27 protein-coding genes are annotated in these 26,989 nt (G+C 70.0%); 17 read left to right on the top strand and 10 right to left on the bottom strand.

Features of this window, described 5'->3' with window-relative positions; translation table 11 throughout:
- The first annotated feature begins 11 nt into the window (after positions 1 to 11).
- Complete coding sequence (gene serB / locus AC2DFQ_RS02595) at positions 12 to 650, top strand: phosphoserine phosphatase SerB (RefSeq protein WP_484532852.1); 639 nt, start codon at positions 12 to 14, stop codon at positions 648 to 650.
- 31 nt (positions 651 to 681) lie between these two features.
- On the top strand, positions 682 to 1,374 hold the full coding sequence (locus tag AC2DFQ_RS02590; protein WP_484532851.1) for an alpha/beta fold hydrolase: 693 nt from the start codon (positions 682 to 684) through the stop codon (positions 1,372 to 1,374).
- A 36-nt stretch (positions 1,375 to 1,410) separates the two neighbouring features.
- Here the strand turns inward: AC2DFQ_RS02590 and fabG are convergent, their stop codons facing one another.
- Positions 1,411 to 2,121 carry a 3-oxoacyl-ACP reductase FabG gene (gene fabG / locus AC2DFQ_RS02585; RefSeq protein ID WP_484509395.1) on the bottom strand — a complete coding sequence of 237 codons (711 nt, stop codon included), beginning with the start codon at positions 2,119 to 2,121 and terminating at the stop codon, positions 1,411 to 1,413.
- A 125-nt stretch (positions 2,122 to 2,246) separates the two neighbouring features.
- Here fabG and AC2DFQ_RS02580 point away from each other — a divergent pair, with 125 nt between their 5' ends.
- The 4 genes from AC2DFQ_RS02580 to AC2DFQ_RS02565 are packed head-to-tail and all read left to right on the top strand — an operon-like array spanning position 2,247 to position 4,217.
- Positions 2,247 to 2,807 carry a DUF4190 domain-containing protein gene (locus tag AC2DFQ_RS02580; RefSeq protein ID WP_484532850.1) on the top strand — a complete coding sequence of 187 codons (561 nt, stop codon included), beginning with the start codon at positions 2,247 to 2,249 and terminating at the stop codon, positions 2,805 to 2,807.
- A 38-nt stretch (positions 2,808 to 2,845) separates the two neighbouring features.
- Positions 2,846 to 3,208 (top strand): DUF3099 domain-containing protein, encoded by a 363-nt coding sequence (locus tag AC2DFQ_RS02575; RefSeq protein WP_484509397.1) that lies wholly within the window; start codon positions 2,846 to 2,848, stop codon positions 3,206 to 3,208.
- Positions 3,205 to 3,408, top strand: a complete 204-nt coding sequence (locus tag AC2DFQ_RS02570) for a hypothetical protein (protein WP_484509398.1) — start codon at positions 3,205 to 3,207, stop codon at positions 3,406 to 3,408. Before AC2DFQ_RS02575 ends, AC2DFQ_RS02570 begins: the two co-directional genes overlap by 4 nt.
- A complete protein-coding gene (locus AC2DFQ_RS02565; RefSeq protein ID WP_484509399.1) occupies positions 3,405 to 4,217 on the top strand; it encodes an SURF1 family cytochrome oxidase biogenesis protein in 813 nt (270 codons plus the stop codon). The genes AC2DFQ_RS02570 and AC2DFQ_RS02565 overlap by 4 nt, the downstream gene beginning before the upstream one ends.
- 49 nt (positions 4,218 to 4,266) lie before the next feature.
- Here AC2DFQ_RS02565 and AC2DFQ_RS02560 read toward each other — a convergent pair whose 3' ends face one another.
- A complete protein-coding gene (locus AC2DFQ_RS02560) occupies positions 4,267 to 5,865 on the bottom strand; it encodes an ABC-F family ATP-binding cassette domain-containing protein (protein WP_484509400.1) in 1,599 nt (532 codons plus the stop codon).
- 215 nt (positions 5,866 to 6,080) lie between these two features.
- Between AC2DFQ_RS02560 and AC2DFQ_RS02555 the strand changes: the two genes are divergently transcribed.
- From AC2DFQ_RS02555 to AC2DFQ_RS02530, 6 genes are all read left to right on the top strand, one after another.
- Positions 6,081 to 7,103: an iron-siderophore ABC transporter substrate-binding protein gene (locus AC2DFQ_RS02555; protein WP_484532849.1), complete on the top strand. Its 1,023-nt coding sequence runs from the start codon at positions 6,081 to 6,083 to the stop codon at positions 7,101 to 7,103.
- Between the two features lie 5 nt (positions 7,104 to 7,108).
- Positions 7,109 to 8,155, top strand: coding sequence for a FecCD family ABC transporter permease (locus tag AC2DFQ_RS02550; protein ID WP_484532848.1), 1,047 nt, complete (start codon positions 7,109 to 7,111; stop codon positions 8,153 to 8,155).
- Entirely contained in the window at positions 8,152 to 9,177 is a 1,026-nt protein-coding gene (locus AC2DFQ_RS02545) for a FecCD family ABC transporter permease (protein WP_484532847.1), read from the top strand. The genes AC2DFQ_RS02550 and AC2DFQ_RS02545 overlap by 4 nt, the downstream gene beginning before the upstream one ends.
- Entirely contained in the window at positions 9,174 to 9,980 is an 807-nt protein-coding gene (locus AC2DFQ_RS02540) for an ABC transporter ATP-binding protein (RefSeq protein ID WP_484509404.1), read from the top strand. Before AC2DFQ_RS02545 ends, AC2DFQ_RS02540 begins: the two co-directional genes overlap by 4 nt.
- Positions 9,981 to 9,990: 10 nt before the next feature.
- Complete coding sequence (locus tag AC2DFQ_RS02535) at positions 9,991 to 10,902, top strand: siderophore-interacting protein (protein ID WP_484509405.1); 912 nt, start codon at positions 9,991 to 9,993, stop codon at positions 10,900 to 10,902.
- 98 nt (positions 10,903 to 11,000) lie between these two features.
- Positions 11,001 to 12,404: a collagen-binding domain-containing protein gene (locus AC2DFQ_RS02530; protein ID WP_484532846.1), complete on the top strand. Its 1,404-nt coding sequence runs from the start codon at positions 11,001 to 11,003 to the stop codon at positions 12,402 to 12,404.
- Between the two features lie 18 nt (positions 12,405 to 12,422).
- On the opposite strand, the gene AC2DFQ_RS02525 is transcribed toward AC2DFQ_RS02530, so the two are convergent.
- The 7 genes from AC2DFQ_RS02525 to sufB form a co-directional block, all read right to left on the bottom strand.
- Positions 12,423 to 13,784 (bottom strand): MFS transporter, encoded by a 1,362-nt coding sequence (locus AC2DFQ_RS02525; RefSeq protein WP_484509407.1) that lies wholly within the window; start codon positions 13,782 to 13,784, stop codon positions 12,423 to 12,425.
- On the bottom strand, positions 13,781 to 14,941 hold the full coding sequence (locus tag AC2DFQ_RS02520; RefSeq protein ID WP_484532845.1) for a MalY/PatB family protein: 1,161 nt from the start codon (positions 14,939 to 14,941) through the stop codon (positions 13,781 to 13,783). The genes AC2DFQ_RS02525 and AC2DFQ_RS02520 overlap by 4 nt, the downstream gene beginning before the upstream one ends.
- A gap of 85 nt (positions 14,942 to 15,026) precedes the next feature.
- A complete protein-coding gene (locus tag AC2DFQ_RS02515; protein WP_484509409.1) occupies positions 15,027 to 15,356 on the bottom strand; it encodes a metal-sulfur cluster assembly factor in 330 nt (109 codons plus the stop codon).
- 27 nt (positions 15,357 to 15,383) lie between these two features.
- Positions 15,384 to 16,157 carry a Fe-S cluster assembly ATPase SufC gene (gene sufC, locus AC2DFQ_RS02510; protein ID WP_484509410.1) on the bottom strand — a complete coding sequence of 258 codons (774 nt, stop codon included), beginning with the start codon at positions 16,155 to 16,157 and terminating at the stop codon, positions 15,384 to 15,386.
- The gene (locus AC2DFQ_RS02505) at positions 16,158 to 16,484 is read right to left on the bottom strand and encodes a non-heme iron oxygenase ferredoxin subunit (RefSeq protein ID WP_484509411.1); all 327 of its coding nucleotides are present in this window, start codon (positions 16,482 to 16,484) and stop codon (positions 16,158 to 16,160) included.
- Complete coding sequence (gene sufD / locus AC2DFQ_RS02500; RefSeq protein WP_484532844.1) at positions 16,481 to 17,668, bottom strand: Fe-S cluster assembly protein SufD; 1,188 nt, start codon at positions 17,666 to 17,668, stop codon at positions 16,481 to 16,483. The genes AC2DFQ_RS02505 and sufD overlap by 4 nt, the downstream gene beginning before the upstream one ends.
- Positions 17,669 to 19,087, bottom strand: coding sequence for a Fe-S cluster assembly protein SufB (gene sufB / locus AC2DFQ_RS02495; protein WP_484509413.1), 1,419 nt, complete (start codon positions 19,085 to 19,087; stop codon positions 17,669 to 17,671).
- A gap of 252 nt (positions 19,088 to 19,339) precedes the next feature.
- On the opposite strand from sufB, the gene AC2DFQ_RS02490 reads away from it, so the two are divergent.
- The gene (locus tag AC2DFQ_RS02490) at positions 19,340 to 20,296 is read left to right on the top strand and encodes a COX15/CtaA family protein (protein ID WP_484532843.1); all 957 of its coding nucleotides are present in this window, start codon (positions 19,340 to 19,342) and stop codon (positions 20,294 to 20,296) included.
- 97 nt (positions 20,297 to 20,393) lie between these two features.
- A complete protein-coding gene (locus AC2DFQ_RS02485) occupies positions 20,394 to 20,903 on the top strand; it encodes a dinucleotide-utilizing enzyme (protein WP_484532842.1) in 510 nt (169 codons plus the stop codon).
- An 84-nt stretch (positions 20,904 to 20,987) separates the two neighbouring features.
- Here AC2DFQ_RS02485 and AC2DFQ_RS02480 read toward each other — a convergent pair whose 3' ends face one another.
- Complete coding sequence (locus AC2DFQ_RS02480) at positions 20,988 to 21,914, bottom strand: heme o synthase (RefSeq protein ID WP_484532841.1); 927 nt, start codon at positions 21,912 to 21,914, stop codon at positions 20,988 to 20,990.
- Between the two features lie 208 nt (positions 21,915 to 22,122).
- On the opposite strand from AC2DFQ_RS02480, the gene tkt reads away from it, so the two are divergent.
- From tkt to AC2DFQ_RS02465, 3 genes are read left to right on the top strand one after another with little or no spacing between them, the layout of a single operon-like run.
- Complete coding sequence (tkt, locus tag AC2DFQ_RS02475) at positions 22,123 to 24,231, top strand: transketolase (protein ID WP_484532840.1); 2,109 nt, start codon at positions 22,123 to 22,125, stop codon at positions 24,229 to 24,231.
- 17 nt (positions 24,232 to 24,248) lie between these two features.
- On the top strand, positions 24,249 to 25,370 hold the full coding sequence (gene tal, locus AC2DFQ_RS02470) for a transaldolase (protein ID WP_484532839.1): 1,122 nt from the start codon (positions 24,249 to 24,251) through the stop codon (positions 25,368 to 25,370).
- The gene (locus AC2DFQ_RS02465) at positions 25,367 to 26,989 is read left to right on the top strand and encodes a glucose-6-phosphate isomerase (RefSeq protein ID WP_484532838.1); all 1,623 of its coding nucleotides are present in this window, start codon (positions 25,367 to 25,369) and stop codon (positions 26,987 to 26,989) included. Before tal ends, AC2DFQ_RS02465 begins: the two co-directional genes overlap by 4 nt.

The raw sequence follows: 26,989 nt of genomic DNA, 5'->3' as shown, positions 1-26,989 counted from the left end.
GGGTCGAGGCCGTGCCCGACGCCACCCGCCTGCTCGTCGTTCTCGACGCCGACTCCACCCTCCTCCGCAACGAGGTCATCGAGCTCATCGCCGATGAGGCGGGCCGGGGCGCGGAGGTGGCTGCGGCCACGGAGGCGGCGATGCGGGGCGAGGTCGACTTCGCCGAGAGCCTCCGTGCGCGCGTCTGTGAGCTGCGCGCAGTGCCGGTATCGGCGTTCACTCGGGTGATCTCGCGGGTCCAGCCGACGCCCGGCGTGCGGGAGCTCGTCGCCGCTGTGCACGACCGCGGCGGCATCGTGGGAGTGGTCTCCGGAGGCTTCCACGAGGTGCTGGACGAGATCGCGCCGCGTCTGGGCGTGGATCGCTGGCGCGCGAACCGTCTGGAGGCCGACGGCGGCGTGCTCACCGGACGCGTCTCCGGCCCGATCATCGACGGGGCGGGGAAGGCCGCGACGCTGCGCGAATGGGCCGATGAGCTCGGCGTCCCGCTCCAGCGGACGATCGCCGTCGGTGACGGAGCGAACGACCTCCTCATGCTCGCCGCCGCCGGGCTCGGCATCGCCTTCAACGCCAAGCCGGCCGTCCGCGAGCGCGCCGACCTCGTCATCGGTCCCGTCGACCTCGCGCAGGTGATCGCGCTCCTGCCGTGATCGTGTCGGAGGCCCGGCGTAGCGTGCGGTCATGGACGTCATCCTCGTACCCGGTCTCTGGCTGGACGCCTCCACCTGGGACACCGTCATCCCCGCGGTGGAGGCGGCCGGTCATACCGCTCACCCGCTGACCATGCCCGGCATGGGCGAGCCCGCCGACAGCTCGTCCGAGATCGGCATCGCCGACTGGGTGGCGGCGGTCGTCGCAGAGATCGACCGTCTTTCCGGGCCCATCGCGCTCGTCGGTCATTCCGGCGGTGGCAACGTGGTGTGGGGCGCCGCGGACGCGAGGGCCGACCGCGTGGCGCGCGTGGTGTTCGTGGACACCTTCCCTCCTGCCGACGGCGGATCCATCTGGGAGTTCCCGATCATCGACGGCGTCATCCCCTTCCCCGGGTGGGACACGTTCGAGGACGCCGAGGTGGGCGACCTCGACGAGGCGACGAGAGCGGCGGCCGCCTCCCGGACCCTGTCCGTTCCGGCGCGCGTGCCGACCGACCCGATCCGCCTGACCGACACCCGCCGGTATGCGGTGCCGGCGACGATCCTGACCGGCACGATGCCCGCGGCCGACCTCCGAGAGATCATCGCCGCAGCGCCCGGCTGGGCCGCCGACCTCGCCGCCCTCCAGGACCTCGAGATCGTGGAACTGCAGTCCGGCCACTGGCCGCAGCTCTCGCAGCCGGTCGAGCTGGCTCGCCTCTTGGCCGCCGCCCTGCGGTGACCGACCAGCGGTGACCGACCCGGGTTCGGCGGGGTATCAGTGCCCCATGCCGAGGCCGCCGTCGACCGGGATGACGGCGCCCGCGATGTACGCGGCGTCGTCGGAGGCGAGCCACGTCACGACGCCGGCGACCTCGTCGGTGGTCGCGAAACGTCCGACGGGAACCCGCCCCTTGTACTCCGCCTGGGTGGCTTCGGGCAGTTCGGCCGTCATGTCGGTCTCGATGAATCCCGGCGCCACGACGTTGGCCGTGATGCCGCGCCCACCCAGTTCGCGCGTCAGCGAGCGCGCGAAGCCGACCAGCCCGCTCTTGGAGGCGGCGTAGTTGATCTGTCCGGCGGAGCCCAGGAGACCCACGACGCTGGAGATGAGGATGACGCGGCCCCACCGGGCACGCAGCATCCCCTTCGACGCACGCTTGACGACGCGGAACGCTCCACCGAGGTTCGTCGCGATCACCGAGTCGAAGTCCTCTTCGCTCATGCGCAGGAGCAGCGTGTCCTTCGTGATGCCGGCGTTGGCGACGACGATCTCCACGGGCCCGAGCGTGGCCTCGATCTCCCGGAAGGCCGCGTCGACGGCTGCGGCATCGGTGACGTCGGCGCGGACGGTCAGGGTGCCCATCGGCCCGTCGCCCGAGCGCGCGGTGACGGCCACGCGGTATCCTTCCGCGACGAACCGCTCGGCGATCGCACGGCCGATGCCGCGGTTTCCACCGGTGACGAGCACGACGCGATCGGTCGCCATGAGCACGCTCCATTCCAGGCGAGGGGATGAGACGGCCCCAGCCTAGGCGAGCGGGAGGAGCCGCGTTTGACACCACGACGACGGCGCTGGGACTCTGGGAGCATCCGAGCAGAAAGGGGCCCGCCGTGAGCGACCCCGCTTCACCCTCCCCCGACGACACCGCGGCGATCCCGCCGGTTCCGCCTCCGCCTCCCGCCGTCCCGCCGTACGCCGCTGCCACCGGGGCCGCACCCGCCGCGCCGCAGAGCTACGCCTCGCTCCCGGCGCACCCCACTCCGCAGGGCTACCCGGCGCCGCAGGGGTACGGCCCGCCTCCCTACCCGGCGCCGCAGGGGTACGGCCCGCCGGCGGGTTATGCGCAGCCGTCGCCGTACGCGGGAGCGGCCTACCCGCAGCGCAAGACCGACGCGCTCGCCATCGCATCGCTCGTGTGCGCGATCGGTGGCATCGTCTTCTCCTGGACGATCGTCCTCGGGCTCGCGTCGATCGCCGCCGTCATCCTCGGCCACCTCTCCCTCAAGCGCCTGAAGACCTCGAACGACGCCGGTTACGGCATGGCGATGGCCGGCACCATCATCGGATGGGTGGGGGTCGGAATCCTGATCCTGCTCGTCATCTTCGCCGTCGTCCTTCCGATCCTCCTGCTCCTGGGCATCGTGGGCGCCGCGACGACGTACAGTTCCTGAGCCTTCGTCCCGGGTGCCCGGCGTAGTCTGGGAGGACCGTGAAATCCTCCTCCCGCGCGCTCTCCGCGACGTCGCTGCCCCGCGCTCCCCGCGACGACGCCGGCTCGCGGTTTGCCAAGTACATGATCACGATGGGCATCCGCCTCGCGTGCATCCTCGGCATGGTCCTCATCACGCCCCACGGGTGGTACACCTGGGTGCTGGCGATCGGGGCGATCTTCCTCCCCTACATCGCGGTGGTGATCGCGAACGTCGGCCAGGACACGCGCCGCACGGTCGCCGAGCACCCCGAGCGCGCGCTCACCGAACCGGCTGCGGCCTCCGCGCCGCCGGCTCCCGCCCCCAGCGTGATCCGCATCTCCGAGAGCACGGCACCGGACCAGGGACGGCGCACGCCATGACGGCGGATTGCTCCCGAGCAGGATGCCGCGACGCGGCCTCCTGGCGGATCACGTGGCGGAACCCCCGCATCCACACCGCCGACCGGCGGAAGGAGTGGGTGGCGTGCGACGCGCACGTGACCTACCTCCGCGACTTCCTGGCCGCGCGCGACTTCCCGCTCGAGGTCGCTCCGCTCTCCACGGCCGAGGTGACGTCGTGAGCCGCCGGGACGCCCCGGCCGCGGTGCGGTGGACGGCCTACGTCGCAGTCGCCATCGTGTTCGCGATCGCCTGCGGGTTCCTCTCGAATTGGCAGTTCGCCCGCAACGAGGAACGAGCCCGCCAGCTCGCCCTCGTCGAGGCCAACTACGACCAGAGCCCCGTGCCGCTGGACGCCGTGCTCTCCCCCGGCGGAGAACTCGACCCCTCGGACGAGTGGACGCCCGTGGAGGTCACCGGGCGCTACCTCCCGGACGCGCAGCAACTCGTCCGCAACCGCCCGCACGGAGGCACGGCGGCCTTCGAGGTGCTCGTTCCCTTCCGCCTCGACGACGGGCGCACGCTCCTGGTGAACCGCGGCTGGGTGCCCCCGGGAACCGACCAGCCCGATCCCGACGTGGTCCCGCCACCCCCGGCCGGCGATGCGACCGTCATCGTGCGGCTCCGGCCCGGCGAGCCGCTGCCCACCTCGGGCCGCACCGCCGGCGAGGGTCAGGTGCCCACCATCCACCTCCCGCTCATCGCGGAGCGAACCGCGCAACCGTCACTGGAAACCGGCGCCTACGGGATGCTCGTGTCCGAGGATCCCGCGCCGGCGACGGCTCCCGAGGCGGTCGCCTCTCCGTCCGAGGATCCCGGTCCGCACCTGTCCTACGCCGTGCAATGGATCCTGTTCGCCGTCATGGGCTTCAGCTTCATCATCTACATCCTCGTGACCGAGCGTCGTCACGCGCGCGAGGACGCCGAGGCGCGGCGTCCTCGCCGCCGCGACCGCGACGCCGAGGCCGAGGACGCGCTGCTGGACGCCTGAGCCGCTCCGGTATCGTCCGCCGGTACCCACATCGGCCGAGGCCGGCGAATCAGGCCAGGGCGATCAGGTCGGCGTAGTCGCGACCCCAGATGTCTTCCACGCCGTCGGGCAGGATGAGCACGCGTTCGGGGTTGAGGGCCTCGACGGCGCCCTCGTCGTGGGAGACCAGCACCACGGCGCCCTCATAGTGCGCCAGGGCACCGAGGATCTCTTCGCGGGACGCCGGGTCGAGGTTGTTCGTGGGCTCGTCCAGGAGCAGCATGTTCGCCGACGACACCACGAGCGTGGCCAGCGACAGCCGCGTCTTCTCGCCTCCGGAGAGCACGCCGGCGGGCTTGAGCACGTCATCGCCGGTGAACAGGAACGACCCGAGCACCTTGCGGGCGTCGGTCGCGGTGATGTCCGGCGCTGCCGACATCATGTTCTCCAGCACCGACCGGTTCACGTCGAGGTTCTCGTGCTCCTGTGCGTAGTAGCCGATCTTCAAGCCGTACCCCGGCTCGATCACGCCGGTGTCGGGCTTGTCCACCCCCGCGAGCATGCGCAGGAGCGTCGTCTTGCCGGCGCCGTTGAGCCCGAGGATGACCACGCGGGACCCGCGGTCGATGGCGAGGTCCACGTCGGTGAAGATCTCCAGCGACCCGTACGACTTCGACAGCCCCCGTGCCATCAGCGGAGTCTTGCCGCACGGCGCAGGTTTGGGGAAGCGGAGCTTGGCGACGCGTTCCTCCTGGCGGACGTCGTCGAGGCCGGCGAGCATCTTCTCGGCGCGCGCGACCATCTGGTGGGCTGCGGCCGCCTTGGACGCCTTGGCACCGAAACGAGCGGCCTGCTGCTGCAGCACGGTCGCCTTCTTCTCGACGTTGGTGCGCTCCTTCTTGCGGCGCTCCTCGTCCGCCACCCGCTGACGCAGGTAGTTCTTCCAGTTCATGTTGTAGACGTCGATCACCTGACGGTTCGCGTCGAGGTAGAACACGCGGTTGACCGTCTCGCCGACGAGTTCCACGTCGTGGCTGATCACGATCAGCCCGCCCTTGTAGCCCTTGAGGAACTCGCGCAGCCACATCACGCTGTCGGCGTCGAGGTGGTTGGTCGGCTCGTCGAGGATCATCGTCTGCGCGTCCGAGAACAGGATGCGCGCCAGTTCGATGCGGCGTCGCTGGCCGCCCGAGAGGGTCTTGAGCGGCTGGTCGAGGATCCGGTCGGGAAGCGACAGGTTGTGCGCGATGGAGGCGGCCTCGGCTTCGGCCGCGTAGCCCCCCAGGGCCTCGAAGCGCTCGGTGAGGTTCCCGTACCGCCGCATCGCCCGTGCCGCGACATCGACGTCGTCGTCGGCCATCTGCAGCGACGCCTCGTGCATCCCGATCGCGAGGGAACCCAGGCCCCGCGCGTCGAGGATGCGGGTGCGCGCGAGCATCTCCGGATCGCCCGACCGCGGGTCCTGCGGCAGATAGCCCAGTTCGCCGGATCGGTCGACGCGCCCCTCGCTGGGCTGCAGGTCGCCTGCCAGCACCTTCGTCAACGTGGTCTTGCCGGCGCCGTTGCGTCCGACCAGACCGATCTTGTCGCCGTCGGACACGCGGAACGACACGTCCGACATGAGGACGCGGGCGCCCACGCGGATCTGAAGGTCGTGCACGGCGAGCACAGCGGATGTCCGATCTATCAGCAGGAGGGGGTTCGAGGTGGCCGATGGCCAGCCCTCTAGTATAAGCCGCCGCGCCCGCCCAGCCTTCCCAGGACCGGGGGCCATCCGCCGCGCGGACCGTCCCCGATTTCTCGTCGTCGAGCGATCGCAGTCGCGGCGAACGCGCAGAGGTGCATAAACTAAGGCCACCCTTACCTAACTTCGAGGAGATCCCCGTGCCCCGCATCCGCACTGCCGCCGCCCTCGCGGCCGGAGCCGCCCTCGTGCTCACCGGCTGTTCCACCGCGAGCCAGACCTCCGACGCCGGGGATTCCGCCGGCAACGGCGACGTGTTCCCGGTGACGATCGAGCACGCTTTCGGCGAGACGGTCATCGAATCCGCCCCCGAACGCGTCGCCACGGTGGCGTGGGGCAACCACGAGGTTCCCCTCGCACTGGGAGTGGTCCCGGTCGGGATGGAGAAGGCCACGTGGGGCGATGACGACAACGATGGCGTCCTCCCCTGGGTCGAAGAGCGCCTCGAAGAGCTCGACGCCGAAACTCCCGTGCTCTTCGACGGCGGGGACAGCATCGACTTCGAGGCGGTCAATGACACGCAGCCGGACGTCATCCTCGCCTCTTACTCGGGCCTGACCCAGGAGGACTACGACACCCTCTCCAAGATCGCTCCGGTCGTGGCGTACCCCGAGGTCGCGTGGGGCACCTCTTACCAGGACATGATCCGCCTGAACTCGACGGCGCTCGGTCTCGCGGAGGAGGGCGAGGCGCTGATCGAGGACCTCGAGGCGGAGGTGGATGCGGCGCTCGAGGAATACCCGGCGCTGGCTGAGGGCACAGCCCTCTTCTCGTACCTGGATCCGACCGATCTGAGCCAGATCGGCTTCTACACCAGCCACGACACGCGTCCCGGGTTCCTGGCCGACCACGGAATGCCCCTGCCGAGCATCGTCGAGGAGGAGTCTGCGGGCACGGAGGAGTTCTACGTGACCGTCAGCGCCGAGGAGGCCGACCGTTTCGCGGATGTCGACGTCTTCGTGACCTACGGCGACCCCGACGGCGAGCTCGTCGCCCAGCTGCAGGCCGACCCCCTCCTCTCGCAGATCCCCGCCATCGCCGAGGGACGCATCGCGGTGCTCGAAGACAGCACCCCGCTGGCGGCGTCGGCCAACCCGACCCCGCTGTCGATTCCGTGGGGCGTGCGGGACTACTTCGCCGTGCTCTCGGCCCCGCTCGGCTGAGACCGATGACCCTCCTCCAGCGGCAGGCGTCGCTGCCGGACACCGCACTCCTGCGGCGTCCGGCAGCGGTACGTCTGTTGTGGCTCGGCGCCCTCGTGGTGGCCCTGCTGCTGCTGGTGGTCGCGTCCGTCGCGTTCGGCACCCGTACGGTGTCGCTCGCGGAGATCTGGGGCGGGCTCAGCGGCACCTCCGCCGGCGTCGGCGAGGGCGCCGTGGTCGCGCGTCTTCCGCGGACAGTGCTCGGGATCCTCGTCGGTGCCGCGCTGGCGCTGTCGGGGATGACGATGCAGGCGGTCACGCGCAACCCGCTGGCCGACCCCGGCATCCTCGGGGTGTCCGGGGGTGCGGCCCTGGCCGTGGTGATCGGAATCGCCTTCTTCGGGCTGTCGAATCCCTACGGCTATCTCGCATTCGCCACCGTGGGAGCCGCGGCCGCGGCCGTCTTCGTCTACGCGGTGGGTTCTCTCGGCCGGGGCGGAGCCACCCCGCTCAAGCTCGCCCTCGCGGGCGCGTCCATCACCGCCGCATCCATGTCTCTCGTCAGCGCGATCCTGCTCCCCCGGGTCGACCTCCTCGAGACGTTCCGGTTCTGGCAGATCGGGGGCATCGGCGGCGCCACGTGGGACCGGATCGGCGTCGTCCTGCCTGCCCTCGCGCTCGGCGCCCTCGTGTGCGTGTTCACTTCCCGGGGGATGAACTCGCTCGCTCTCGGCGACGACATGGCCACGGGGCTCGGTGAGCGCGTGGCCCGGACGCGCCTGATCGCCTCGTCCGGCGCCGTTCTCCTCTGCGCCGCCGCGACGGCGATCGCCGGGCCGATCGCCTTCGTGGGGCTTGTCATTCCTCACCTGTGCCGCCTGCTCGTGGGAACCGACCACCGCTGGTTGCTCCCTTACTGCGCCCTCGCCGGCGCGAGTCTCCTCCTCCTCGCCGATGTGGTCGGGCGCGTCGTCGCCCGGCCCTCCGAGATCGAGGTGGGCATCATCACGGCTCTCATCGGCGCACCGGTGTTCATCGCGATCGTGCGGCGCCAGAAGGTGCGGGAACTGTGAGCGTCGCGGTCGTCCTCGCGGGGCGGCGGGCTCGCATCCGACGGCACGCCGCCGTCACGGTGGTGCTCGCCGCCCTCTGCGTGGGGTTGTTCGTGGTCAGCCTCATGGTCGGCCGCACGTTCTACGACCTGTCGGATGTCCTGCGTGTCGTCCTCGGCGAGACGGTGCCCGGCGCGTCCTTCACGGTCGGCGAGCTCCGCCTCCCCCGGGCGGTCCTGGCGATCCTCTCGGGCCTCGCGTTCGGCGTCGGGGGCGTCATCTTCCAGACGATGCTGCGCAATCCTCTCGCCGCGCCCGACATCATCGGCATCACCTCCGGCGCCAGCGCTGCCGCGGTGGTGGCGATCGTGCTCCTCTCGCTGAACCAGACCGCGGTGTCCTTCTTCGCCCTCGGCGGCGCTCTGGTCACCGCGACCGCGATCTACCTCCTCTCCCATCGCGGCGGCTTCGCAGGCACCCGTCTCATCCTCATCGGCATCGGGGTGGCCGCGATGCTCGACAGCGTCGTGACGTACGTGCTGTCACGGGCGGCCGCGTGGGACCTGCAGACCGCGATGCAGTGGCTTACCGGCAGTCTCAACGGCGCGTCATGGGGCTCGATCGCGCCGCTGATGATCGCCACCCTCGTCCTCGTCCCCGTGCTCCTCGGCAGCGGCCGCGACCTGGGGGTGCTGCGTCTGGGCGATGACTCCGCCACCGCGCTCGGCGTCTCCGTGCACCGCACCCGGGTGCTCCTGCTGATCGGCGCGGTGGCGCTCCTGGCCTTCGCGACCGCCGCCGCGGGGCCGATCGCGTTCGTGGCCTTCATGGCGGGGCCCATTGCGGCGCGCATCGTCGGCCCCGGAGCATCCCTCATCGTTCCGGCCGGACTGGTCGGAGTCGTCCTCGTCCTCGCCGCCGACCTCATCGGACAGTTCGGCTTCGACAATCGCTACCCCGTCGGTGTCATCACCGGCGTCCTCGGGGCCCCCTACCTCGTCTATCTGCTCATCCGGACCAACCGCTCGGGAGGCTCCCTGTGACCGTGTCACACCAACTCGCCGCCGAGGACGTGACCCTGGCGTACGGTGACCGCGTGATCGTGGAGGGTCTGGACCTCATCATCCCGCCCGGCCGCATCACGGCCATCGTCGGCGCCAACGGCTGCGGCAAGTCGACGCTGCTGCGCGCCCTCGCCCGCCTCCTCCGCCCCCGGCAGGGATCCGTGGTCCTCGACGGGAAGGCCGTGCACACCCGCCCGTCGCGCGAGGTCGCCCGCACCCTCGGCCTGCTCCCGCAGAGCCCGATCGCCCCCGAAGGAATCGCCGTCGCCGACCTCGTCGGGCGGGGGCGTCATCCGCATCAGAAACCCCTCGCGCGGTGGAACACCCGGGACTACGAGGTGGTCGCGCAGTCGCTCGAGGCCACGGGTATCGCCGATCTCGCCGACCGCGCCGTCGACGAACTCTCCGGCGGACAGCGCCAGCGGGTCTGGATCGCGATGGCGCTCGCGCAGGAGACGGACATCCTCCTGCTGGATGAGCCGACGACGTTCCTGGATGTCGCCCACCAGATCGACGTCCTCGACCTCATCACCGACCTCAACCGCGATCGCGGCACCACGACCGTGATGGTCCTGCACGACATCAACCTGGCGGCCCGCTACGCGGACCACGTGTTCGCGATGTCCGACGGCGAGGTGGTCGCCGGCGGCCCACCGGCCGAGGTCATCACGAGCGACCTCATCCGTGACGTGTTCGGCCTGGAGTCTCTCGTGGTTCCCGACCCCGTCTCCGGCACCCCCCTCGTCCTCCCCCGCGGCCGCCACCACGCCACCGCCGTCTGAAACGGATCCCATGACTGTGAGCACCGTCGCCACCAATCGCTTCTTCCACGCGCGCGTTCAGGCGATCACCGACGTCACCCCCAGCTTCCGCCGCTTCACCTTCGCCGGCCCCGATCTCGCCGACTACGGCGACCCGGGGCTCGATCAGCGGATCAAGATCGTGTTCCCGACCGAGGTCGCCGGCATCCACGCCATGCCGACCGACGAGGACTGGTACACGCGGTGGCGGGCGCTCGAGCAGGCAGCCCGACCGCCGTTCCGCACGTACACGACGCGCGCCGTGCGCAACGACGTCTCGGAAGTCGACGTCGACATGGTCGCGCACGAGGTCCTCGGTCCGGCTTCGGCGTGGATCGATCGCGCCACGATCGGCGATGAGGTGCTGATCTTCGCGCCCACCACGGCGCACACCGGCGTGAGCTTCGGCATCGACTTCGTCCCGCCCGCGGCCACGGGGTCCTACCTCCTGGCCGGGGACGAGACGGCGGCGCCCGCGATCTCGGTGATCCTGGAGCACCTGCCGCCGACGGCCCGTGGGGTGGTCGTGCTGGAGGTTCCCGATGCGAGGGACGCCGCCTATCTCCCGCGGCATCCCGGATTCAGCTATCGCGTCGCCGCGCGTGGCTCGGCCCCCCGGCACGCGCACCTCAAAGCCGCTGTCGTGGCCGCCGCGGCAGAACTCATCCCTCCCGGCCACGGTGCCGAGGTCGAGGAGGTCGACGTCGACGAAGGCATCCTGTGGGAGGTCCCCCGCACCGCCAAGGGCGGTGCGGCGCTCAAGAGCGCACCCCTGTACGCGTGGCTGGCGGGCGAAGCCGGCGCGATCAAGACCCTGCGCCGGCACCTCGTCGCAGAGCATGGGGTCGACCGCCGCGCGGTGGCCTTCATGGGCTACTGGCGCGAGGGTCGCGCGGAGAGCTGACCGGAGAGCGGGGCGCTCGCCCCGCCGAAGCAGATCCGCGAGCAACCGACGGGACCAAGGTCCCTGGTCCCCGGTGGACCGAGGACCGACGATGAGTTATGGCTCCCCCCGCCACGTCCCCCTCCTCTGTCCTCGCCGCGGCCGGCGCCATTGCTCTCGGCTGCCTCCTCGTGGTCGGATCGCTTCCGGCCGGAGCAGCGCCGGGCGACCCGATCGGCCCGATCAACCCGGTCACCCAGCCTGTGAACGGGTCGCCGGCGAACGGCAACTTCCTGGTCTTCGTGGAAGACGACGTCGCACTCGACGGCGATGAGGCGGAGGGAACCGTGGCCGCCGGAGGCGATCTCTCGTTCTCCTCGGGGTACAACATCTTCGGCGGCCGACCGACCGTGACGGCGCCGGGCGACGCCCAGCACATCGCGCTGTACGTCGGCGGGGGCATCACCTGGGATCCGGACGGCCAGATTCTTCGCATCCTCCAAGGGGGCTACGTGAAGGTGGCGGATACCACCACCTACCTCGCGCTGGACACGGACAGCAACGGCGCTGCCGCCCCCCTCCGTGTGGTGGAGCCGGGCGCCTCCTACGACTCGACACCCCGCATCGAAAGCGTCGTCACGCAACCCGCCGCCTCGGTGGGCGAGCCTGTGCCCTCGGACGTGCTCGACATCGCAAGCGCCTACGAGCTGTACCGGGACACCTCCGCCACCCTGGGCACGTGCGCGACCACGGTGACACTGCTCCAGCGAGACGACGGGCAGCCGGCCACGCGCCCGGTGCCCGCCGGGGGGAACGTTCGGGCGCCCCTCGTCTCCGGAGTGACGAATGTGCTCTCTTTCACCGCAGAGGAGTTCGCCGGGCTCGGTGAGCTCGTCATCGATCCCGCGCCCAGCAGCACGACACCGCTGCTGGTCAACATCACGGGCGATTTCAACGGCGAGATTCCGGGTATGCCGGGCCTCAGCGGCGCTTCGGCGCCCTACACCCTCTGGAACTTCGTCGACGCGACGAGCGTGCTCGTCACAGGCGGAGACAGTCTGCGCGGCACGATCTACGCTCCGCGCGCACAGCTGAACTGGCAGGTCACGCAGAATATCGAGGGTAACGTGATCGCTGCGTCGTTCATTCACGGCGGCGTTGCAGGCCGCGGGCCGCGCGAGGTGCACGACTTCCCGTTCGCGACCACTCTGTCGTGCGTCGAAGCGGGGCCAACGCCGACGCCAACCCCAACCCCGACCCCCACCCCGACCCCGACGCCCACGCCCACGCCCACGCCCACGCCCACTCCGACTCCGACGAGCACAGCCCCCACGCCCGCTGAGCCCACCGCGACTCCCGGCGGGAGCGCGTCGGGTCCCCTGACGCCGGATCCGTCCATCAGCACACTCCCGGCGACGGGAGGCAACGCTTCCGGTGGCGCCGTGCTCTGGCCTCTGGGGGCACTGCTCATCGCGGGGGGCGGGACATTCTTCGCGGCAGCACGCCGCCGTCGCAAGGTCTAGCGCGAGAGGCGCCGGCGGTCACGTCCGCTCGCGCGCGCGACCCAGACGAAGCCCCGGCACGAGCGCGAACACCGCCAGGGCGGCCGCGATCGCGAAGACCGCGGGGAAACCCAGCCCCGTGCCGGTCAGTGCGGTGAAGACCAGGCCCATCACGGCGATCGTCATGGCCGTTCCGAGCGAGTCGGAGATCGACAGCGCCGAGGAGTGGAAGCCCTGATCGTGCGGCGCGGAGTAGGCGAGGGTCAAGACCGTCAGGCGGGGATACATCAGCCCCATCCCGCCGCCGGCGAACGCCCACCCCGCGATCAGCAGCGCGGGGTGGACGTGAAGGAGCGCCGTGAGGAACGCCGTGACGGTCGCGGTGGTGAGCATGGCCGTACCGATCACGGCGATGCGCGTGTTCCCGAGGCGATCTCCGATCCGCCCCTGGATCTCCGCCGCGGTGGCCCACGACAGCGCGGCCGCGGTGAGAGCCAGCCCTGCCCACGTGGGCGAGAACCCGTACTCGTCGATCAGCAGGTACGGGATGTAGACCTCGGCGCCGAAGAGCGCTCCGGCGATCAGCCCGCGCATCAGCACGACGCTGGGGAGCCCCCGCCCCAGAAGCAGCGTCCGGGCGGGGAGGAGAGGACGCACCGCCAGGCCGATGACGACGACGGACCCGATCACTCCCGCCCACGACAGTGCGCCGAGCTGACCCGAGAGTCCGAGAGCCAGGGCCCCCAGCGCGACTGCGGCCGCGCACGCCAGCCGCGGACCGACGCGCTGCGTCGCGGGGTGGTCCGTTCCCAGCGGCTGCCCGTGCAGCCGTGCGACGACCATGGCGAAAGCGACGACCGTGAGCGCCGCGACGCCGAGGAAGACCCACCGCCAGTGCAGGAACTCCGCGACGGCGCCGGCGAGGAAGGGCCCGACCAGCGACGGAACCACCCATGCCGCCGAGAACGCCGCGAACACGCGTCCGTGGAGCATCGGCGGGTACATGCGCGCGACGACGACGTACAGTGCCACGGTCTGTCCCCCCGTGCCCAGCCCCTGGATCAGACGGCCGACGACAAGCACTTCCATCGTCGCGGCGAGCCCGGCGATGACCAGTCCCACGACGAAGAGCACCACCGCGGTGGTCAACGGGGCGAGGACTCCGCCGCGGTCGCACCACGCCCCGACAGCGACCATCCCGATGACGCTGGTGGCCAACGTGCCGGAGAAGGCAACGGCGTACAGGGCGTCGCCGTCGAGGTCGGCACTGACAACCGGCATCACGGTGGTCACGGCGAGTGACTGGATGGCCGCGAGGAAGATGAGCGCGACGGCCCCCGCGGTGACCCAGACGAATGGAGCTCCCCAGACCCCCGTCCTCGCCGACGTGTTCCCGCTCACGCCCTGGCCAAAGCGCCGATGCGCTCCATGGCCTCGCGGAGGACCTCCGGCGAGCAGCCGAAATTCACCCGCACCCGGCCGGCGCCCTCGTTCCCGAACATCGGACCGTGGTGGAGCGCGACGCGGGCCTCCCGCCGGATGTGCACGGCGGGGTTCTCGCCCCACCCGTACGCCGACAGGTCGATCCATGCGAGGAATCCGGCATCAGGAACCCGGTAGACCGCCTCGGGCAGCTGCTCGGCGAGCAGGTCCGCGAGTAGGCGCCGGTTCTCATCGAGTGCGGCCAGCTGCGCGTCCAGCCAGGCGTCGCTTTCGGGTGCGAACGCCGCGACGGATGCCAGGGCGCCGAAGTGCCCCGTGCGCCACTCCACCTCGGCAGGGAGCGCACGGATCACCCCGGCGTGCTCGTCGGACGCGGCCACCATCAGTGCGCACTTCAGCCCCGCGAGATTGAAGGCCTTGCTCGCGCTGACGAGCGCGAAGCCGACGCGTGCCGCGTCATCGGACGCCGACAGGAACGGCGTGAAGACGACGTCCGGTTGGGTCAGCGGCGCGTGGATCTCGTCGCTGACGACGATGGCGCCGTGCCGGGCCGCGATGCTCGCGAGCTCCGCCAGATCCCCGCGCCCGTGCACGGTCCCGGTGGGGTTGTGGGGGTTGCACAGCAGCACCACGCGGGCGCCGTCGGCCAGTGCTCGCTCGATTCCCGCGAGATCCAGCCGCCACCCGTCCTCGCCCCGGTGGAGCGGGACGCGTTCCACGACTCCCCCTGCCTCGGGGACGCCGTCGTAGAAGGGCGGGTACACCGGCGGGGTGACCACGACCCGGTCGCCGGGACTGATCACCGCGCGCAGCACCTCGACGAGCCCCATCATGACGTCGCACGTCGACCGCATGCGGGCGGGGTCGGGGTTCCAGCCGAACCGGCGCTGAGCGAACCCCGCGTACGCCACGCGCAGCCCCGGGTCGGGGGGCGTGTAGCCGGTGTCACCGCGCTGCACGGCTTCAGTCAGCACCCGCGTGATGGCGGGGGCGAGCGGGTAGTCCGTCTCGGCGACGAAGAGGGGCAGGACGTCGTCGGGGTAGGTGCGCCACTTCGCACTCGACCGTTCGCGCAGGAGATCGATCGGCAGGGCCTTCAGGGGGGTGACGCTCACCCGACGAGCCTACGACAGGAGCTCGGAGTCCTCGGGTGCGGACAGACCGCCCCCCGCGAACGGTCCACTCTCGCGGGCCGAGTCGTCAGATGGCGAAACCGAGCGCGCGCATCATGTCGCGCCCGTCATCGGTGATCCGCTCGGGACCCCACGGCGGCATCCACACCCAGTTGATGCGGAAGCGCTCGACGACGCCATCCAGGGCCTGAGCCGTCTGCTCCTCGAGCACGTCCGTGAGCGGGCAGCCGGCCGAGGTCAGGGTCATGTGGATGACAAGCGCGTCGTTCTCGTCGTCCCACGCGAGGTCGTAGATGAGCCCGAGGTCGACGACGTTGATCCCCAGCTCGGGGTCCATGACGTCCTTGAGCGACTCGGTGACCTCGTCGTACTTGTCGGGAGCGAGTGTTGCGGTCATGTAACGATCCTAAGCTCCGAGACGCCCTCAGGCGTCGACCGACGTTCCGGCTTCGGTGATGAAGCGGTCGTAGCCCTCTTCCTCGAGCCGGTCGGCGAGCTCCGGGCCGCCCTCCTCGACGATGCGACCGCTGACGATGACGTGCACGAAGTCGGGGCGGATGTAGCGGAGGATGCGGGTGTAGTGCGTGATGAGCAGCACCCCGAGGTCGCTGGAGGACTTGGCGCGGTTCACGCCCTCCGACACGATCTTCAGCGCGTCGACGTCGAGGCCCGAGTCGGTCTCATCGAGCACCGCGATCTTCGGCCGGAGGAGCTCCAGCTGCAGGATCTCGTGCCGCTTCTTCTCGCCGCCGGAGAAGCCCTCGTTGACGTTGCGCTGGGCGAACTTCGGGTCCATGCGCAGGTTCGTCATGGCGTGCTTCACGTCTTTGGTCCAGGCGCGGATGCTGGGAGCTTCGCCGTCGATCGCCGTCTTGGCGGTGCGGAGGAAGTTCGTCACCGTCACTCCGGGGATCTCCACCGGGTACTGCATCGCGAGGAAGAGGCCGGCGCGGGCGCGCTCGTCGACTGTCATGGCCAACACGTCTTCGCCGTCCAGCGTGATCGTGCCGGAGGTGACGGTGTACTTGGGGTGCCCGGCGATCGTGTAGGCGAGCGTCGATTTTCCGGAGCCGTTGGGGCCCATGATCGCGTGGGTCTCCCCCGTGCCGATCGTCAGCGTGACGCCGTTGAGGATGGGCGTGGTGCCTGCATCCGTCTCGACCGTCACGTGGAGGTCGCGGATTTCGAGGACAGACATTCAGACTTCCTTCGTTCGGGTGGGGTCGATGAGCACATCATCGCCGTCGATCTCGACGACGTAGACGGGCACCGGCTCGAAAGCCGGCAGGTTCAGGGGGTGTCCGGTGCGCAGCGAGAACGACGAACCGTGCGCCCAGCACTCCAGCGTGTCGCCTTCCACGAAGCCCTCGGCGAGGGACACGTCGCCGTGCGTGCAGGTGTCGCCGATCGCGTGCACCTCGCCGTCGGAGTCGAGGACGACCGCGATGGGAACGCCGTCGACCTCCACGCGCAGCGGAGTATCCGCTTCCAGAGCGCTGAGGGCGCACACGCGTGCGGCGCTCACAGGGCGTCTCCTTCGGCCAGCTCGCGTTCGATCTCGGCGGTGAGTTCGTCCTCCAGGTCGGGGACGCCGACGCGCTGGACGATCTCGCTGAGGAAGCCCAGCACCACCAGGCGCCGTGCTTCGTGTTCGCCGATGCCCCGCGCCTGCAGGTAGAAGAGCTGCTCGTCGTCGAAACGTCCGGTCGCACTCGCGTGGCCGGCGCCGAGGATGTCTCCGGTTTCGATCTCCAGGTTCGGGATGGAGTCGGCCCTGGCACCGTCGGTGAGGACGAGATTGCGGTTGGCCTCGTACGAGTCGGTGCCCACCGCATCCCGGCCGATGAGGACATCGCCGATCCAGACGCTGCGCGCACTGACGCCCTGGAGAGCCCCCTTGTAGAGCACGTCGCCGACGGTGTGCGCGCCCTTGTGGTGCAGGTACACCTGCGATTCGAAGTGCTGCCCGGCGTCGGCGAAGGAGAGCCCGAACAGGCGCCCCTCGGCACCCGACCCGGCCAGTTCGACCGACGGATTGACGCGGACGACCCCGCCGCCGAGGGTCACGACGCCGTGGGTGAGCTTGGCGTCGCGGTCGACGCGCGCCTGGTGGGCGGCCGCGTGGACGGCGTCGTCGTTCCAGCGCTGCACCGTCAGCACGGTGAGCTGAGCTCCGTCGCGGACGATGATCTCCACGTTCTGCGCGTACTGGGCAGACCCCGTGTGGTACAGCACGACCGTCGCGCGGGAATTCGGCTGCGCCTCGACGACCACATGAGAGGATCCGAAGCCATCGACACGCTCGCCGACGAGGTCGACGCGGAGCGGTTCGGCCAGTTCCTCGTTCGCGGGGATGCGGATGTGGATCCCCTCGCCGGCGCGCTGCCACGCGATGGCGGCGGGGAGGTCTTCGGGGCGGAAGAACTCACCGCGCACGTCGGTGCCCGCGCGGAGGTACGCGGCGGCATTTCCGGCCGCCACGCGCACCGCGGAGGGTCCATCGGCGGGGGCGAGCACGCCCTGCATCCGCTCGATCGGCGTGTGCTTCCAGTTCACCTCGCGGCCCGTGGGCATCCCGAAGTCGGCCGGGTCGAAGGACCAGGGCCGTTCGGAACGGGTCTGAATGGGCGCGGAGGGCGCGTCGGCCCGGCCCCATCCTCCGTCGGTGTGCGCTCGGCTTCCCGGCAGGGGGGTGGTGGTGGTCGTCATTTAGCCGACGGATCCTTCCATGCCCATCTCGATGAGCTTGTTCAATTCGAGGGCGTATTCCATGGGCAGTTCACGCGCGATCGGCTCGATGAACCCGCGCACGATCATCGCCATGGCTTCGTCCTCGGGCATGCCGCGGGACTGCAGGTAGAAGAGCTGCTCTTCGCTGACCTTGGAGACCGTGGCCTCGTGCCCGAGCTGGACGTCATCCACGCGGATGTCGATGGCCGGATAGGTGTCGCTGCGGGAGATCGAATCCACCAGCAGCGCGTCGCAGCGCACCGTGTTGGCGGAGTGGTGGGCATTGGCGTCCACGCGGACCTCGCCGCGATAGCCGGCCCGCCCGCCGCCGCGCGCGATCGACTTCGAGACGATCGAGGACTGCGTGTACGGCGCCATGTGGACCATCTTCGCGCCGGCGTCCTGGTGCTGACCGGGGCCCGCGAAAGCCACCGACAGGGTCTCGCCCTTGGCGTGCTCGCCGACGAGGAAGATCGACGGGTACTTCATCGTGACCTTGGAGCCGATGTTGCCGTCGACCCACTCCATCGTCGCGCCCTCGTGGGCGACCGCGCGCTTGGTGACGAGGTTGTACACGTTGTTCGACCAGTTCTGGATCGTCGTGTAGCGAACGCGGGCGTTCTTCTTCACGATGATCTCGACCACGGCCGAGTGCAGCGAGTCGCTCTTATAGATCGGTGCGGTGCAGCCCTCGATGTAGTGCACGTACGAGCCCTCGTCGGCGATGATCAGCGTCCGCTCGAACTGACCCATGTTCTCGGTGTTGATGCGGAAGTACGCCTGCAGCGGGATCTCGACGTGCACGCCCGGGGGAACGTAGACGAACGAGCCGCCCGACCACACCGACGTGTTCAACGCCGCGAACTTGTTGTCGCCGGCGGGGATGACCGAGCCGAAGTACTCCTCGAAGAACTCGGGGTGCTCGCGCAGGGCCGTGTCGGTGTCCATGAAGATGACGCCCTGGGCCTCGAGCTGCTCGTTGATCTGGTGGTAGACGACCTCGGACTCGTACTGGGCGGCCACGCCGGAGACGAGTCGCTGACGCTCGGCCTCGGGGATGCCGAGGCGCTCGTACGTGTTGCGAATGTCCTCGGGGAGGTCTTCCCAGGTCTGCGCCTGCTTCTCGGTGGAGCGCACGAAGTACTTGATGTTCTCGAAGTCGATGCCGCTGAGGTCGGCGCCCCACGTCGGCATCGGCTTGCGCTCGAACAGTTGCAGGCCCTTGAGACGGGTCTTCAGCATCCACTCCGGCTCGGCCTTGAGCGCCGAGATGTCGCGTACGACGGCCTCACTGAGACCGCGTCTCGCGCTGGCGCCCGCAGCGTCGGCGTCGTGCCATCCGAATTCGTAGACCCCGAGGCTCTCGAGTTCGGGTCGGTCGATCAAGACATCAGTCATGTCGGTCACTCTCCTCTCGAGCCGCAACGGTTTCATCCGCTCCGGCATTCCACGTCCTCCGTGGAGTTCCGGAGGGGGGACGCCGCTGGTGGGCCCGCTCAGTGGCGCGAATCACGCGCCTAGACTGTCAGTGGTGCGAAATGCGCAAGCGTCGCATCCCGAACCCCTTGATTCTACAGGTTCCGGCCCTTCCCCGGGGCCGCCGCCGACTCGTCGGTCGCGGCCGGGAGAACCGTCCAGGAGGCGACCCCCATGTCCGTGCAGACCCCCGCGCCGATCCGCACCCGAGACACGCGGAGACTGCGGGAGCGGCTCCCGGCAACGGTGGACCGCCGCGTCATCGCCGCGGCGTGGGCGACCCTGATCGTGCAGGTCGGCATCGTCGCCACGGGCGGACTCGTGCGCCTCACGGGCTCCGGCCTCGGCTGCCCGACGTGGCCGCGGTGCACTGCGGAATCCCTGATCCCCACCGAGGCGATGGGGATCCACGGCGCCATCGAGTTCGGCAACCGCCTGCTGACCTTCGTGCTCGTGGCCGTGGCGATCGTGACGTTCGTCCTGGTGTTCCGGGTGCGGCGCACCCGGCGCGACCTGTTCTGGCTCGCGCTGATCATGGGGCTGTACGTGCCGCTGCAGGCGATCATCGGCGGCATCACGGTACTCACGAACCTCAACCCCTACGTCGTGGGCCTCCACTACTTCGCCTCGGTGGTGCTGGTCGCCCTCTCCGCCGTGTTCGTCGCCCGCGTGTACCGGAGCCCCGGCCCCCACGTCCGCGCCGTGCCCGCGTGGTACGCCGGGCTGACCCACCTCACGAGCGCGCTCGTGCTGGTCACGGTGGTCGTCGGCATCCTCGTGACCGGCTCGGGCCCGCACGCGGGCGATGGCGGGGCGGCCCGCAACGGCCTGAACCCCGAGTTCATGCAGCACGTGCACGCCTGGCCGGCGTACGCGCTGGTGGCGGCGACGGTGATCCTCTTCCTCGGCGCCTGGCAGACCCCGAGCCGGTTGCGGCTGCGGCTGTGGGTCGGACTCCTGCTCGCGGTGGAGGTCGCGCAGATCGTCGTGGGACTGTGGCAGGCCCGCACCGGGCTCCCGATCGTGCTCGTGAACATCCACATGGTGCTCGCGGTGCTCTCGGTCGCGGCCATGACCGCGGTGGTCATGCACCTCCGGCTTCCAGCGGGCGATCGGCCTCCTCATAGGTGATTCATCGGCCCCGCGGAGGCGATGTGCGGGGCGATAGGCCAAGCTGGAGGGATGCCGCGGCCGACCGTGCCCGGAAACCTCTAGGAGTACATCCGTTATGACCTCTCGCCCCAGCCTTGTCCGCAGCATCCCGTTCTGGATTCTCCTGGCCGGATCGCTCGTCCTCACAGGCGTCGGCGCATGGCTCGTCCTCGACCGCCTCGAGCGCATCGAGTCCGCGATCGTCAGCCAGTCCGCCGAGGCCACGATCGAGGTCTACGTCGGTCAGCCCGCCGTCCTGGCCGCCGCGATGATCCTGGGCGCCGGACTCGTCGGTCTGCTGCTGACGCTGGCCGTCGCCGCCTTGAGCACCCTGCGCGCCCGCCCGGCCGCCGAGGAGGTCGAGTCGATCGACTGGACCGCCGACGAGGACACCGCCCCCGCGCCCGAGTACAGCGCCAGCGGCGCCGCATCCACCGCGCCCGCCGCATCCACCACCGCACCCCCCGCGTACGTCGCCCCGGCCGTGCACGCCGACCCGGCCCTGCACGCCGACCCGGTCATCGCCGAGGACCCCGACGTCGAGACCCCCAGCACCGCGACGCCGCCCACGAACGCGCGCGACTGACACGAAAAACAACGATCCCGCCGAGAAACAGCGCGACGCGCTCCGTCTCGGCGGGATCGTCGTTTCTCGGCGACGGGTGCCGCGTCAGAAGGGCAGCAGCGGGTCGACCGCGATGGCGACGAAGAGCAGCGTCAGGTACGTGATCGACGCGTGGAACACGCGCATGGGCCGCGTCTCCGTACCCCGCACGGCGCGCGAGTACAGGCGGTGCGATTCATAGACGAACCAGCCGCCGAACACCAGCGACGACACCGTGTAGACCAGGCCCATCGAGGCGACCGGGATGAGCAGGAGCGAGCACGCGACCGTCGCCCAGGCGTACAGGATGACCTGCAGACCCACCTGCGAGCCGCTGCGGGTCGCGCCGAGCATGGGCACATCGACCCCCTCGTACTGGTCCTTGTACTTCATCGACAGGGGCCAGTAGTGCGGCGGGGTCCACAGGAACACGAGCACGAAGAGGATGAGCGCCGACCAGCTGAGCGTCCCGGTCACCGCAGACCAGCCGATGAGCACCGGGAAGCACCCCGCGATGCCGCCCCACACGATGTTCTGCTCGGTGCGGCGCTTGAGCAGCATCGTGTAGATGACGACGTAGAAGAAGATGGCGGCGGCCGAGAGCGCGGCAGCGACCCAGTTCGTGGTCACCAGCAGCCACACCGTGGATGCGGCGGCGAGCACCCACGCGAAGACCAGGGCACCGCGCGGGGAGACCTCCCCGGTCACCAGCGGGCGGTTCTCGGTGCGCTGCATGTGCGCATCGATGTCGCGGTCAAGGTACATGTTGAACGCCGCCGCGGATCCGGCACTCATCGATCCGCCGATGACCGTGGCCAGGACCAGCCACAGGTTCGGCAGCCCGTTCGCGGCGAGGATCATCACCGGAACGGTCGTGACCAGCAGCAGTTCCAGCACGCGGGGCTTGGTGAGGGCGACGTACGCGCGGACAGTGCGGCGCACCGAGCGATGGGCGGTCGGCAACGGCGTATTCGTCGTCGTAGAGATGTCCATCGCCCCCTGTGTCGCACGCCGTTCGGGTGCCCTCCAGTCTAGGCCATGGTGGTACGGCCGCCGTTCCCGAGCCGTCATCGCCGGCCCCGTGGGTGGCCGCCTTCGCTATGCTGAAAACGAAGCGCGCCCAGCGCATCCTCCCCCTGACCCTCGTGGATCGAGGCCCCGGATCGCATGCGGCTGGGCGCCGGATCAGAAAGGCGACCGGGTGTCGGACTTGCAATGGGATGAGATCGATCGACGTGCGGTGGACACCGCCCGAGTGCTGGCGGCGGACGCCGTGGAGAAGGTGGGTAACGGCCATCCCGGCACGGCGATGAGCCTGTCGCCGGCGGCGTACCTCCTGTACCAGCGGGTGATGCACCACGACCCTGCCGACACGCACTGGCCGGGGCGCGACCGCTTCGTCCTGTCCGCGGGACATTCCTCGCTCACCCAGTACGTGCAGCTGTACCTGGGCGGGTTCGGACTGGAGCTGTCCGACCTGCAGGAGCTGCGCACGTGGGGCTCGAAGACCCCCGGGCACCCCGAGTACGGCCACACCGACGGCGTGGAGATGACGACCGGCCCGCTGGGCCAGGGCTTGTCCTCCTCGGTGGGCTTCGCCTACGCGGCTCGTTACGAGCGCGGCCTGTTCGACCCGGATGCTCCGCAGGGCGAGAGCCCCTTCGACCACTTCGTGTACGTCATCGCGTCCGACGGCGACCTCGAGGAGGGCGTCACCAGCGAAGCGTCGTCACTGGCCGGACACCAGGGGCTCGGCAACCTCGTCGTGATCTACGACTCCAACCAGATCTCGATCGAGGACGACACCAACGTCGCTTTCACCGAGGATGTCGCGAAGCGCTATGAGGCCTACGGCTGGCACGTGCAGACGGTCGACTGGAAGAAGAGCGGCGAGTACGTCGAAGACGTGCACGAGCTGTACGACGCGATCGAGGCCGCGAAGGGCGAGACCGACAAGCCGTCGATCATCGTCCTCAAGACCATCATCGGCTGGCCCTCCCCCGGCAAGCAGAACAGCGGCAAGATCCACGGCTCGGCTCTCGGCGCCGACGAACTCCGCGCCACCAAGGAGGTGCTCGGCTTCGACCCCGTGCAGAACTTCGCCGTCGCCGATGATGTGATCGCGCACACCCGCTCGCTCGTCGAACGCGGCGAGGCGGACAAAGCCGCGTGGCAGGAGAGGTTCGACGCCTGGGCCGCGGCCAACCCCGAGCGCAAGGCGCTGTGGGACCGCCTGCAGTCCCGCGAGCTTCCCGCCGACATCGCCGACGCCCTCCCCGCCTTCGAGTCGGGCAAGGAGGTCTCCACGCGTGCCGCCTCCGGTACGGTCCTCAACGCCCTCGCTGCCGAGCTTCCCGAGCTGTGGGGCGGTTCTGCCGACCTCGCCGAATCGAACCTCACCACGATCAAGGATGCCCCCTCCTTCATCCCCGAGCGGTGGTCCACCCACGAGTGGGACGGCACGCCGTACGGGCGCGTGCTGCACTTCGGGATCCGCGAGCACGCCATGGGCTCGATCCTCAACGGCATCGTGCTGCACGGTCCGACCCGCCCGTTCGGCGGGACGTTCCTCATCTTCAGCGACTACATGCGCCCGCCGGTGCGTCTGGCCGCACTGATGAACATCCCGACGGTGTTCGTGTGGACGCACGATTCCATCGCCCTCGGCGAGGACGGCCCCACCCACCAGCCGATCGAGCAGCTCGCCGCCCTCCGCGCCATCCCGAACTTCACGCTGGTGCGTCCCGCGGATGCGAACGAGACGGCCGTGGCGTGGCTGGAGATCCTCCGCCGCACCGGGGGCCCTGCCGGCCTGGCGCTGACCCGCCAGAACATCCCGGTGTTCCCGCGCGGTGAGGGCGCCGCATCCGGTGATACCTTCGCGTCGGCGGAGTCCGTCGCCCGCGGCGCCTACGTGCTGGTGGATGCCCCGGACGGCACGCCGGACGTCATCCTCATCGGCACCGGGTCCGAGGTGCAGGTGGCCGTCGCCGCGCGCGAGCAGCTCGCCGCGGAGGGCGTGAACGCCCGCGTCGTGTCGGCCCCCTCGCTGGAGTGGTTCGACGAGCAGGATGCGCAGTACCGCGAGTCGGTGCTGCCGTCCTCGGTGCGCGCACGCGTGTCCGTCGAGGCGGGCATCGCCCTGCCGTGGCGCGGCATCGTCGGGGACTCCGGCCGGTCGGTCTCGATCGAGCACTTCGGCGCATCCGCCGATTACAAGACCCTGTTCCAGAAGTTCGGCATCACCGCCGAGGCCGTCGTCGAGGCAGCGCGCGAGAGCATCGCGGCCGCCGGCGCGGCTGCGAAATAAGCACAAGGAGAACTGTCATGAGCACCCCCACCGCCCGCCTCGTCGCCGAGGGCGTGAGCATCTGGCTCGACGACCTGTCGCGCCAGCGCATCCTCACCGGCAACCTGGCCGACCTCATCGCCACGCGCAACGTGAGCGGGGTCACCACGAACCCGACCATCTTCGCCGGCGCCCTCTCCCAGGGCGAGGCGTACGAGGCTCAGGTGCGTCAGCTCGCGGCCAAGAACGCCTCCGTCGACGACGCGATCTTCGAGATCACCACGGACGACGTCCGCGCGGCCTCCGATGTCTTCGCACCGGTGTTCGCCCAGACCGGCGGTGTCGACGGGCGCGTGTCGATCGAGGTCTCCCCTGAGCTGGCGCACGACACCGAGGCCACCATCGCCCAGGCGAAAGAGCTCGCCGCAGCCGTCGACCGCCCGAACGTGCTGATCAAGATCCCCGCCACCAAGGCCGGCCTTCCCGCCATCACCGAGGTGATCGGCGCGGGGATCTCCGTCAACGTCACGCTGATCTTCAGCCTGGAGCGTTACGCCGAGGTCATCGACGCGTACCTCACCGGGGTGGAGATGGCCCAGGCCGCGGGCCACGACATCACCACGCTGCAATCGGTCGCCTCGTTCTTCGTCTCCCGCGTCGACACCGAGGTGGACAACCGGCTCGACGCCGTCGGCACCGCCGAGGCCACCGCGCTCAAGGGCCAGGCAGGACTCGCCAACGCGCGTCTGGCGTACGAGCTGTACGAGCAGAAGTTCGCCGAGCCGCGCGCCACCGCGCTCCTGGAGGCAGGCGCCACCGTGCAGCGCCCGCTGTGGGCGTCGACCGGCGTGAAGAACCCGGATCTCCCCGACACGCTCTACGTGACCGAACTGGTAGCGCGCGGCGTCGTGAACACGATGCCGGAGAAGACGCTCGAGGCGACCTTCGACCACGGCGTGATCGAGGGCGACACGGTGACCGGCAGCTACGACGCGGCGCGGGAGGTCTTCGCGAATCTCGCCGACGCGGGCGTCGACTTCGCCGACATCACTCAAGTGCTCGAGGACGAGGGCGTGGAGAAGTTCATCGCCTCGTGGCACGAGCTGCAGGAAACCGTCTCGAAGGCGCTGGAGGCCGGCACCGCGGAGGCCGCTTCGTGAGCTTCGAGATCCATGTCTCCGGGCGTCCCAAAGAGCTCGTGGACACGATCGTTCCTGGGTTGGCGGCATCCCTCGTCGCCTCCGGCATCACCGCCGGCGATGCGACCCTGTGGGGCGCGGCCGCCGAACCGGAGGCGTCCCGTCGCCTGGGATGGGTGCAGGCCGTGTCGAACTCGCGCCCCCTCGTGCCGGAGATCGAAGCCCTCCGGGCTGAGCTCGTGGCGCAGGGCCTGACTCGCGTCGTCCTGACGGGTATGGGCGGGTCATCCTTGGCTCCCGAGGTCATCGCCCAGACCGCGGGTGTGCCGCTGGTGATCCTCGACTCCACCTCCCCCGGCCAGGTGCTCGCTGCGATCGACGGCGATCCCGAGGCGGGGGGACTCGAGCGCACCGTGCTCGTCGTCTCGTCGAAATCGGGCTCGACCATCGAGACGGATTCCGTCAAGCGCGCGTTCGAAGCCGCTTTCGGTGATCTCGGCATCGACCCGGCGTCGCGCATCATCGTCGTCACCGACCCCGGCTCCCCGCTGGAGGAGTCCGCCCGCGCCGACGGCTACCGGGTCTTCGCCGCCGACCCCGAGGTGGGCGGACGCTACTCGGCTCTGACGGCCTTCGGACTGGTGCCGGCGGGCCTGGCCGGCGTCGACATCGCCGAGCTGCTCGACGAGGCCGAGGCGACGCTCCTGGAGGTGGCCATCGACGGCCCGGACAACCCGGCGCTCGTTCTGGCTGCTGCAATCGCGGGCGGAGACCCTCGCCGCGACAAACTGGGTCTCGTCTCCGACGGCACCCACATCCGCGGACTTCCGGACTGGATCGAGCAGCTCGTCGCCGAGTCGACGGGTAAGAGCGGCACCGGGATCCTCCCCGTGGTGCTGCTCCCCGTCTCCCCGGAGGTGGAGGAACCGCCCGCCGACCTGCAGATCGTCCGCTTCGTCGACGATGCCGAGCACTTCCGCCTCTTCGAGAGCCACTTCGATGAGATCCTCGTGAGCGGCTCGCTCGGCGCCCAGTTCATCGTGTGGGAGTACGCCACCGCGATCGCCGGGCGGATGCTGGGGATCAACCCCTTCGACCAGCCCGATGTCGAATCCGCCAAGGACGCCGCGCGCGCCTTGCTGGATGCCAGCCCCGCCCCGTCCGCTCCCGCCTTCACGACCGACGGCGTCGAAGTCCGGGTCAGCCACCCCGCGCTCGGCGCAGCCGGGACGCTGGCCGGCGTGCTGGATGCGTTATGGGCGAGCATCCCGGCCGACGGCTACGTGGCCATCCAGGCCTACGTGAACCGGCTGGCGCTCCCCCAGCTGCAGGGGCTGCGCGAACTCGTCGCCGCCGACTCGGGCCGTCCGACCACCTTCGGCTGGGGTCCCCGGTTCCTCCACTCCACCGGGCAGTACCACAAGGGCGGCCCCGCGACGGGGGTCTTCCTGCAGATCATCGAGCAGTCGGAGGTCGACCTGGAAATTCCTGGGCGCCCTTTCACGTTCGGATCACTGATCCAGGCGCAGGCCGCCGGTGACGCGACCGTCTTGGCCGAAGGCCACGAACGCCCGGTCGTGACTGTGACATTGACCGATCCGCAGGTCGAAGTGCTCTCGCTCTTCGAAGCTGCTCAGTAA

This window comes from Microbacterium sp. Z11_20, from assembly GCF_057197605.1.
This window is presented reverse-complemented; position numbering and strand designations above follow the sequence as displayed.

What these genes read in the sequence shown, in the direction of transcription:
- sufB (WP_484509413.1), bottom strand. Translation starts at nt 19,087, where the DNA reads ATGACTGATGTCTTGATCGACCGACCCGAACTCGAGAGCCTCGGGGTC.
- AC2DFQ_RS02530 (WP_484532846.1), top strand. Translation starts at nt 11,001, where the DNA reads ATGGCTCCCCCCGCCACGTCCCCCTCCTCTGTCCTCGCCGCGGCCGGC.
- sufC (WP_484509410.1), bottom strand. Translation starts at nt 16,157, where the DNA reads ATGTCTGTCCTCGAAATCCGCGACCTCCACGTGACGGTCGAGACGGAT.
- AC2DFQ_RS02550 (WP_484532848.1), top strand. Translation starts at nt 7,109, where the DNA reads ATGACCCTCCTCCAGCGGCAGGCGTCGCTGCCGGACACCGCACTCCTG.
- AC2DFQ_RS02535 (WP_484509405.1), top strand. Translation starts at nt 9,991, where the DNA reads ATGACTGTGAGCACCGTCGCCACCAATCGCTTCTTCCACGCGCGCGTT.
- fabG (WP_484509395.1), bottom strand. Translation starts at nt 2,121, where the DNA reads ATGGCGACCGATCGCGTCGTGCTCGTCACCGGTGGAAACCGCGGCATC.
- AC2DFQ_RS02570 (WP_484509398.1), top strand. Translation starts at nt 3,205, where the DNA reads ATGACGGCGGATTGCTCCCGAGCAGGATGCCGCGACGCGGCCTCCTGG.
- AC2DFQ_RS02485 (WP_484532842.1), top strand. Translation starts at nt 20,394, where the DNA reads ATGACCTCTCGCCCCAGCCTTGTCCGCAGCATCCCGTTCTGGATTCTC.
- AC2DFQ_RS02515 (WP_484509409.1), bottom strand. Translation starts at nt 15,356, where the DNA reads ATGACCGCAACACTCGCTCCCGACAAGTACGACGAGGTCACCGAGTCG.
- tal (WP_484532839.1), top strand. Translation starts at nt 24,249, where the DNA reads ATGAGCACCCCCACCGCCCGCCTCGTCGCCGAGGGCGTGAGCATCTGG.
- sufD (WP_484532844.1), bottom strand. Translation starts at nt 17,668, where the DNA reads ATGACGACCACCACCACCCCCCTGCCGGGAAGCCGAGCGCACACCGAC.
- AC2DFQ_RS02590 (WP_484532851.1), top strand. Translation starts at nt 682, where the DNA reads ATGGACGTCATCCTCGTACCCGGTCTCTGGCTGGACGCCTCCACCTGG.
- AC2DFQ_RS02480 (WP_484532841.1), bottom strand. Translation starts at nt 21,914, where the DNA reads ATGGACATCTCTACGACGACGAATACGCCGTTGCCGACCGCCCATCGC.
- AC2DFQ_RS02490 (WP_484532843.1), top strand. Translation starts at nt 19,340, where the DNA reads ATGTCCGTGCAGACCCCCGCGCCGATCCGCACCCGAGACACGCGGAGA.